Below are 6,146 nucleotides of genomic sequence, written 5' to 3'. Positions count from 1 at the left end.
CGTCCGCTCGCCCATCATGGCTCGCCTCCCGCCTTGCTCAGCAGGATTGAATCAGAGCCGAGTCACCGCAGCAAGAGGAGATTTTCAACACTATCGGCGCGAAGCAGACATTGCGATCACCGACCGCCTACGTCTGGAAAAGGCGCCTAGCGGTCGTGCGATTTCGCGAGCAGGGCCATAGGCTCTTGAGCCGGTTCTGTCGGTAGCACCAGCCAAGTCGAAGCTTCGAAGGACCCAATTCGCCAGGGACTCCAAAACCGGCACGCCCACCGGGTCAGTAAGGATTTTCCCCAGCTTCATACTCGTCGCGCATCTCCTCAACGCGGTCATCGACCGCGTCTTCGAAAGCTTGTGCACCCTCTTGGAAGGATTGGCTGTCCGCACCGTAGGGCACATACCCCCTGTCTCGGCGCCATCTGAATCCAGCATCATGACCGGAGCAGTCATCGGTACAACCGTACGTCCTGCCGATACCCGAGTAGGTGTCGGATGCGACCTCATCTTCGGCTGCATCACGAGCGGCGTCTTCGTCGAAGGACCCACGCAAGACCTCGTCGAACCCCGAAGGCTCGGTCGAATAACCGGCGATACCTGCCTCTTCATCAACCTCTGACACGTCCGAGGAAGTTGCGGAGTATTCACCCGCGGTAGCTTCGGGCGGCGGGTCGCTGGAACAGCTATAGATAGCAAGGCCGATCAACCCCAGAACGACCCATGCGCCAGCCGAAGACTCTGCCATGAGACACCCCCTCGCCGGCACTTTATCACCGCGCCGAAGCTCTAACTAGGCGCGCGTGGAAGTACGAGCTTCGGAAAGATTGGCTGGGATTCGCAGGGACTGTGTCTACAGCTTAACGAACGTACGCTTCCGGGAAGTCGCCCGTAGCCTTGGAAGGTCGCGAAGTGGCGCGTAACGGTCGCGACAATAGACAATAATAACTGTCTCAGCGACTGTCCCGTTGCACGCCCTATCGTACAGCCCGCCATGCCGAGGGCATACGAATCTGGTTTTTTCGACGGCTCAGCCGGGCGGAGAGACTGGCGGGAAACCCCAATCCATGCCTCTCGTTCATTGCTCCCCGCCTCGCCCCTGCGCGCGCTACAGCTTCGCGTTGGTCGAGACCGGGGTCGGCAGGTCGACGTGCCAGAGCTGGCCGGTGGCGCCGTAGGTGGCGCTGCGGGTGCCCTTGAGCCGCTTCGCTTCGGTGGCGATGGCCTCCATCATCTGCAGCGAGAGCTCGATCTGCCGTTCCAGCATCCTGGCATTGGCGCTGGACACGTCGCGCAGCTCCGCCACCGCCTCGGTGAGCGTTTCGAGCGTCTCCGGGTCGAGTGCCTCGCGCCAGCCGGGCTGCTCGCGTTCGAGCTGGGCCGAGCGCGATTCGATCCAGCCGACCAAACGGGCCTTCGCCTCGGCCACTTCCTGAAGGTCGCCGGAACCCGGCGTGCGCAGCATCTCGGTCTCCTCGCGCATCAAGGCGACGAGCGACCGGATGGTGGCGATAAGCTCATTGGGCATCGGGATTTCCTCCCTGCAAACGGATGATATGGTCCATGACGGTGGGCGCCAGGCCGACGCCGCCGCGCCTCGCCATCTCGGTCCCGAGATTCTCGGCGAGGATGCCGCGGAACATCTCCTCGCCATGGCCGCCGGAGAATTGATCGCCGATCTCGACGCTCTCGAGCATGAGCCGCGCCATCTGGCCGAGGAAGACGGCCTCGAAGTCGCGCGCGGTGTCGGCCGCGTTCGCGCCGGCGGCTGCGGCGGCGGCCGGAGCCACGGGAGGAAGGACGGGGCCGGAGGACGGCCGGATCTCGTTCATCATTGCACCTCGATTTCCGCCTGCAGCGCACCGGCGCTCTTCACCGCCTGCAGGATGGTGATGAGATCGCGCGGCGAGACGCCGAGCGCGTTGAGGCCGCCGACCAGCTGCTGCAGCGAGGTGCCGCCGACCATCGCCAGCGACCGGCCCTGGCCGTCGTCGACGTCGACCTGGGTGCGCGGCACCATTGTCGTCTCGCCCTGCGAGAAGGGCGCGGGCTGCGACACCTGGGGCGTCTCGGCGACGCTGATGGTGAGACCGCCCTGGGCGACCGCCACCGGGCTGACGCGCACGTCGCTGGTCATCACCACCGTGCCCGCCGCCTCGTTGATGACGATGCGCGCCGGCTGGTCGACGTCGACCTCCAGATTCTCGACGCGGGTGACCATGTCGATGAGCGAGGCGCTGCCGGCCGGCGCGACCTCGACCGTGGCCGGATCGAGCACCTGGGCCGAGCCCGGATATTCGCGGTTGATGGTGGCGGCGATGCGCTGGGCGGTGGTGAAATCCGGGTTGCGAAGCGCGAGCTTGAGGGTGCCGGCCGAGCTCAGCGAATAGGGGACCTCGCGCTCGACGATGCCGCCGCCGGCGATCCGCGCCGACGTCGAGACGCCCCGGCTGACGCTCGCCGCCGCGCCCTGCGCGCGGAAGCCCGAAACGGCGACCGGCCCCTGGGCGACCGCATAGATCTGGCCGTCCATGCCGCGCAGCGCCGAGGCGATCAGGGTGCCGCCCTGGAGGCTGGTAGCGTCGCCAAGCGCGGAGACCTGGACATCGATGGTCGAGCCGGACCGGGCGAAAGGCGGCAAGGTCGCGGTGATCGAGACGGCGGCGACGTTCTGCGAGCGCATCTGCGAGCCGCGGACATTGACCCCCATGCGCTCGAGCATCGCCTGCATCGATTCCTCGGTGAAGGGCACGTTGCGCAGGCGATCGCCGGTGCCGGCGAGGCCGACGACCAGGCCGTAGCCGACCAGCTGGTTCGAGCGGACATTCTCGACGCTGACGATGTCCTTGATGCGCGGCCCCGCCAGAGCGGGCGAGGAGGCCGCGATCGCGGCAGCCGCGAGCAGCGTGGGAAGTATCCGGTTCAGTCGCATATCGCCCCGATCGAGTGGAAAAATGGCGTCTTTTCTCTTATAGGAAGATATAGGAGGAAGCGGGAATTGGTTCAGCCGACAGGCCCGACGTCGATGCTGCAGGCGCTGCTGACCATGCCGGTCAAGCGGGCGGCCGCCGCGCCGTTCGCGCCGCCCGCCGCGGCTGTCGCCGCCCCGATCGCCCCGACCGTCACGCCGCCCGCCCAGTCGGTCCAGATGCTGGTCGCGCTGGCGGCCGCCACCAACGAGCCGCGGCGCGATCCGGCCCGCGACGCCGAGGAGGCGCTCGACGAGCTGGAGCGGCTTCATGCCGAGCTGCTCGCCGGCCGCGCCAAACGCGAGCGCATCGAGGCGCTGAAGGAATGGACCCGGCGCCGCGGCAAGCCGCAGGAAGCGGAGCTCGCGCAGCTCATGGACGATATCGAGCTGCGTATTCTGGTGGAACTCGCCAAGCAGGAGCGCGGCTGAGGGGCGTCGCTTGCCGCCGGGCAAATCCATCAGGATTTGCGCGGAGGCGCGGAGGAAACCGGCGTCCGATCCCGGGTCCAAACGCAGGCCTTCAGGCTCTCCCCTGTCCGTCGCCCCTGCGAAGGCAGGGGCCCAAGCGGCGCTGGCGATGGCCTGCGCTTGGTCGGTTCGTCCGCATGGGCCCCTGCCCCTTCGACGCCGCCTGCGGCGTCGCTCAGGACAGGCTGCGCAGGGGCGACGGGAGGGGGGTCTGCCCGGCACGAGGATGGCGGACATGGATACCTTCGGAAGCTCCAAGGCACGGCAAGCGGCGCCGGCGACGCCTTTGCCCGAGTGAGGTCGATATTCGCGCGGAGGCGCGGAGGAATCTGGCGTTCGGTCCCGGCCGCAAACGCAAGCCGGCGGTCGCTCACCCTGTCCGTCGCCCCTGCGGAGGCAGGGGCCCAAGCGGGGCCGGCGACGACCACCGCCTGTCCGGTTCGTCTGCATGGGCCCCTGCCTGCGCAGGGGCGACGAGAGGGGTGTCAGCACCGACGGCAAGCACGGCAAGCGAAGCGAGAACGAGGACTCAGACACTCCTCCACCAGGCTTCGCCTGGTCCCCCTCCCCTCATAGGGGAGGATCCGACCGGACCGGTTCGCGGCGCACCTCAGGCGCGCTGGCGGGCGAGGCGCATGACGTAGCCGATGATCTCGGCGACCGCGGCATAATGCTCGACGGGGATCGGATGGTCGATCTCGGCCGAGGCGTAGAGCGCCCGGGCCAGCGGCGGGCTTTCCATCACCGGAACGCCGGCACCCTTGGCGATCTCGCGGATCTTGAGCGCGATAGCGTCCGCGCCCTTCGCGACGACGACCGGCGCGGCCATCTGCCCATGATCATATCTGAGCGCCACCGCATAATGGGTCGGGTTGGTGATGACGACGCTCGCCGTCGGCACCGCCGCCATCATCCGGCGGCGCGTCCGCTGGACGGCGATCGAGCGGATCCGGGCCTTGATCTGGGGATCGCCCTCGGCGTCCTTATGCTCGTCCTTCACCTCCTGGAGCGTCATGCGCATGCGCTGGAGGAAGGACCGGCGCTGGTAGAGGAAGTCGAACAGAGCGAGCGCGCCGACGAGGAGCAGCACCGCCTTCAGCATGAGCAGGACGAGCGACCCGACGGTCCGGGCGATCGCTTCGGGACCCATGCCGATGAGCTCGTCGATCGCGGCGGCCTTCGGCCACAGGACGATGACGACGACGGTGATCACCATCGCGCACTTGGCCAATGTCTTGAGGAACTCGACAAACCCACGCATGCCGAACATGCGGCCGAGCCCCGAGACCGGCGAGACCTTCGACCATTTCGGCTGCAGCCTGGACCAGGACAGGCTCGGGCGGCCCTGGACGAAGATGATGAGCACGGCGAAGCCGAACAGGAGCCCGAGGCTCGGCGCGAAGATTCCGCCGATCTGGGCGAAGAGACCGGTGGCGAAGCCCTGCGCGCCCTCCGGCTCGATCCGGAACCGGTCGGCCCCTCCCCACAGATTGAGGAAGAGCCGCCCCATGCCGGCGACCGCCTGAAGGCCGATCGTGCCCAGAAGGGCGAACATCGCCAGGAACATGACGGCATGGCGCATCTCCGGCGTCGTCGCCACCTCGCCCTTCTTGCGGGCGTCGTCGAGCTTCTTCTGGGTCGGCTCTTGGGTCTTCTGGTCCTTGTCCTGATCGGCCATGGCTCAGCTCCATCCGCCCTGCATCCAGTCGGTCATCGCGCCCGCGAAGGCCGCGAGCATGGTGCCGACGACGGTGGCGAACAGCCCGAGGCCGAAGAGCAGGTTGAGCGGCTGGGCGATGAAGAAGACCTGGATGCTGGGCGCGAGCCGCGACGAGAAGCCGAGCGCCACGTTGAAGACGATGCCGTAGACGAGCAGAGGCGCCGAAAGGCTCACCGCCAGCGCCATCGACCGGCTGATGGTGGCGACGCCGAGCGCCGCGAGATCGCCGGCGAGCGGCGCCGCGCCGACCGGGAACAGATCGTAGGAGCGGATGATCGCGCCGATCCAGAGATGGTGCAGGCCGAGCGACATGCACAGGACGGCCGCCGCCACCGCGATCAGCTTGGCGAGGATCGGCGCCTGGCCGCCCATCGACGCGTCGAAGATCAAAGCCGAGGAGAGGCCGACCTGGAGGCTGACGATCGAGCCCGCCATGACGATGGCCAGGAACATCATCCGCACGACCGTCCCGATGGCGAGACCGATCACCAGCTCGACCACGATCGTGCCGGCAAGTCCGGCCTCGTCGCGCGCGGCAGGCAGGACGTTCTGGTCGAGCAGCCCCCACATCCCCGCCGTCATCGCAAAGGCAATGAGCAGCCGGATGCGGCCCGGCACCGCCTCGTCCGAAAAGACCGGCAGCAGCATCAGCACTGCCCCGACCCGCGCGAACAGGATGAGGAAGCCGGTGGCGTGGAGCGGCAGATCCTGCATCGCGCTGCCGGAGATCAGCCCGAGACGATCCGGGCCGAGACCTCGGTCATGAAGGCGGAGAGCGCCTGGCCGATCATCGGCAGGCTCATCAGCATGACGAGGCCCATGACGAGGATCTTCGGCACGAAGGTCAAAGTCATTTCCTGGATCTGCGTCAGCGCCTGCACGAGCCCGATGAAGACGCCGATGATCAGGGACGCGATCAGCATCGGCCCGGCTATGGTCAGGACCAGCAGCAAGGCCGCCTTGGCCAGCGCAAGGGTGTCACCCGGCGACATGGCC

General features: G+C 67.5%; 8 protein-coding genes. 1 reads left to right on the top strand and 7 read right to left on the bottom strand.

All coding sequences use genetic code 11. From position 1 onward, the window contains the following. Positions 1-274 precede the first annotated feature (274 nt). From DDE10_RS16990 to DDE10_RS16975, 4 genes are all read right to left on the bottom strand, one after another. Positions 275-739 (bottom strand): hypothetical protein, encoded by a 465-nt coding sequence (locus DDE10_RS16990; RefSeq protein WP_114953979.1) that lies wholly within the window; start codon positions 737-739, stop codon positions 275-277. Between the two features lie 360 nt (positions 740-1,099). Further along, the gene (locus DDE10_RS16985) at positions 1,100-1,519 is read right to left on the bottom strand and encodes a flagellar biosynthesis protein FlgN (protein WP_114953978.1); all 420 of its coding nucleotides are present in this window, start codon (positions 1,517-1,519) and stop codon (positions 1,100-1,102) included. Further along, positions 1,509-1,823 carry a rod-binding protein gene (locus DDE10_RS16980; protein ID WP_114953990.1) on the bottom strand — a complete coding sequence of 105 codons (315 nt, stop codon included), beginning with the start codon at positions 1,821-1,823 and terminating at the stop codon, positions 1,509-1,511. Before DDE10_RS16980 ends, DDE10_RS16985 begins: the two co-directional genes overlap by 11 nt. After that, complete coding sequence (locus tag DDE10_RS16975) at positions 1,823-2,923, bottom strand: flagellar basal body P-ring protein FlgI (protein WP_114953977.1); 1,101 nt, start codon at positions 2,921-2,923, stop codon at positions 1,823-1,825. The genes DDE10_RS16980 and DDE10_RS16975 overlap by 1 nt, the downstream gene beginning before the upstream one ends. Before the next feature lie 66 nt (positions 2,924-2,989). Between DDE10_RS16975 and DDE10_RS16970 the strand changes: the two genes are divergently transcribed. Then, a complete protein-coding gene (locus DDE10_RS16970; RefSeq protein ID WP_162806693.1) occupies positions 2,990-3,391 on the top strand; it encodes a flagellar assembly protein FliX in 402 nt (133 codons plus the stop codon). A gap of 649 nt (positions 3,392-4,040) precedes the next feature. On the opposite strand, the gene flhB is transcribed toward DDE10_RS16970, so the two are convergent. Genes flhB through DDE10_RS16955 form a run of 3 tightly spaced genes read right to left on the bottom strand, consistent with a single transcriptional unit; the run spans position 4,041 to position 6,142 of the window. After that, complete coding sequence (gene flhB, locus DDE10_RS16965; protein ID WP_114953975.1) at positions 4,041-5,108, bottom strand: flagellar biosynthesis protein FlhB; 1,068 nt, start codon at positions 5,106-5,108, stop codon at positions 4,041-4,043. A 3-nt stretch (positions 5,109-5,111) separates the two neighbouring features. Then, complete coding sequence (gene fliR, locus DDE10_RS16960; protein ID WP_114953974.1) at positions 5,112-5,864, bottom strand: flagellar biosynthetic protein FliR; 753 nt, start codon at positions 5,862-5,864, stop codon at positions 5,112-5,114. A 14-nt stretch (positions 5,865-5,878) separates the two neighbouring features. After that, the gene (locus DDE10_RS16955; RefSeq protein WP_114953973.1) at positions 5,879-6,142 is read right to left on the bottom strand and encodes a flagellar biosynthetic protein FliQ; all 264 of its coding nucleotides are present in this window, start codon (positions 6,140-6,142) and stop codon (positions 5,879-5,881) included. Between the last annotated feature and the right edge of the window lie 4 nt (positions 6,143-6,146).

The sequence above is a fragment of the Sphingosinicella terrae genome, assembly GCF_003347635.1.
Classification (GTDB): Bacteria; Pseudomonadota; Alphaproteobacteria; order Sphingomonadales; family Sphingomonadaceae; genus Allosphingosinicella; species Allosphingosinicella terrae.
Note: the sequence above shows the minus strand (reverse complement) of the source record. Positions and strands in the feature narration are given on the sequence as shown.